This window comes from Microcystis sp. M53598_WE2 (genome assembly GCF_030067735.1).
GTDB lineage: Bacteria > Cyanobacteriota > Cyanobacteriia > Cyanobacteriales > Microcystaceae > Microcystis > Microcystis aeruginosa.
This window is the reverse complement of sequence record NZ_JASJFE010000444.1, coordinates 1-1445: the sequence shown is the minus strand read 5'-3', so window position 1 is coordinate 1445 and position 1445 is coordinate 1. Positions and strand designations below refer to the sequence as shown.

The following is a 1445-nucleotide window of genomic DNA, read 5'->3' as shown; positions in this document are numbered from 1 at the left end:
TGGCCGGTAATCGGTATCTGGTTTACGGCGATGGGTGTTAGCACCATGGCGTTTAACCTCAACGGTTTTAACTTCAACCAGTCGATTCTCGATTCTCAAGGTCGTGTAATCGGTACCTGGGCTGATGTATTAAACCGCGCTGGTATCGGTATGGAAGTAATGCACGAGCGCAATGCTCACAACTTCCCCTTAGACTTGGCTAGTGGTGAACAGGCTCCTGTAGCTCTGATTGCTCCTGCTATCAATGGTTAATTCCTAGTCTGAACGAAAAGGCACTCCCGCGAGGGGGTGCTTTTTTGTTGTTAGAATTGGGGTACAAATGAAAAACGCTGCAAAATGCTTATTCTCAAACAATCATCATTATGACCGCTCTCACTGGAAAATATACTCTTAGTCAATATTTTGAGCAGGAAATACAATCCCAAACTCGTCATGAATATCTGGATGGAAAAATTATTGCTATGACAGGAGGAACACCGACTCATAATCGCATTATTAGTAATTTATTAGTGGCTTTATATACTGGACTAAAGAATCAACCCTATGCCGTTTTTGTCACCGATCAGCGTTTATGGATACCTGAGCGTCAAATAGCTACCTATCCTGATATTATGGTAGTGTCTGAACCTCTCACTTATCAAGAAGGACGCAAAGATACTTTAATTAATCCTGTTTTAATCGCTGAGGTTTTGTCTGCTTCAACGGCAAATTACGACAGAGAAGAAAAGTTTGCCGCTTATCGAACCATTGCAACTTTTCAGGAATATTTATTGATTTCTCAGGAAAAATGTTATATTGAACATTTTCAAAAGGAAGGCGATCTTTGGTTGTTTACAGCTTATGAATCTGATAGGATAATTCATTTAAACTCTTTGGGAATTCAGATAGTGATCGCAGATGTTTACCATAAAATCATCTTGGAAAATAATTAAAATATAAGGAAAATAGTTAAGAGGTAAAATGATGACTTTGCAAGAAATGATCAAATCTTTTGAGAATTTATCAGAGGATGAACAGGAGTCATTGTTAGAGATTTTGTGTCAATATAGAGCAAAAGCAAGAGAAAGAGAAATTTTAGCTAATTTTAAGGAATTGAAAGAGGCGATCGCTGCTGGAACAGTCAAAAGGGGAACCGTAGAAGATTTGATTGCTGATTTGAACGAGGATTAACAATGGATCTAATATGGAGTGATGGGTTTAAGCGTTCGTTTAAGAAGCTAATCAAGAAAAATCCCCAGTTAAAACCTAAAATTTTCGATGTACTTAGAAAACTGGCAGAAGACCCATTTACAATGTCTTTAAAAACCCATAAGTTAAGTGGTAATTTAGAAGGGTTATGGTCTTGTACTGTAGCTTACGATTGTCGAATTATTTTTAGTTTTTCGGAAGATGAAGAATATTTAGAAGTTATCATCTTGTTAATTGATATTGGTAGTCACGATCAG

General features: G+C 37.3%; 4 protein-coding genes. All 4 read left to right on the top strand.

Going from position 1 to position 1445, the window contains the following annotated elements; all coding sequences use genetic code 11:
- Positions 1-252, top strand: a 252-nt coding sequence (locus PX636_RS09355; RefSeq protein WP_287697977.1) for a hypothetical protein, incomplete at its 5' end; no start/stop codon positions are given.
- Positions 253-362: 110 nt separating this feature from the next.
- Entirely contained in the window at positions 363-932 is a 570-nt protein-coding gene (locus PX636_RS09350) for a Uma2 family endonuclease (protein WP_288095780.1), read from the top strand.
- Between the two features lie 31 nt (positions 933-963).
- Positions 964-1170 (top strand): hypothetical protein, encoded by a 207-nt coding sequence (locus tag PX636_RS09345; protein WP_190359940.1) that lies wholly within the window; start codon positions 964-966, stop codon positions 1168-1170.
- 2 nt (positions 1171-1172) lie between these two features.
- The coding region (locus tag PX636_RS09340; protein WP_288116872.1) for a type II toxin-antitoxin system RelE/ParE family toxin at positions 1173-1445 on the top strand (273 nt) is incomplete at its 3' end.

Excerpts from the sequence above, each read along its gene's own strand:
- PX636_RS09350 (WP_288095780.1), top strand. The coding sequence starts at position 363 with ATGACCGCTCTCACTGGAAAATATACTCTTAGTCAATATTTTGAGCAG.
- PX636_RS09345 (WP_190359940.1), top strand. The coding sequence starts at position 964 with ATGACTTTGCAAGAAATGATCAAATCTTTTGAGAATTTATCAGAGGAT.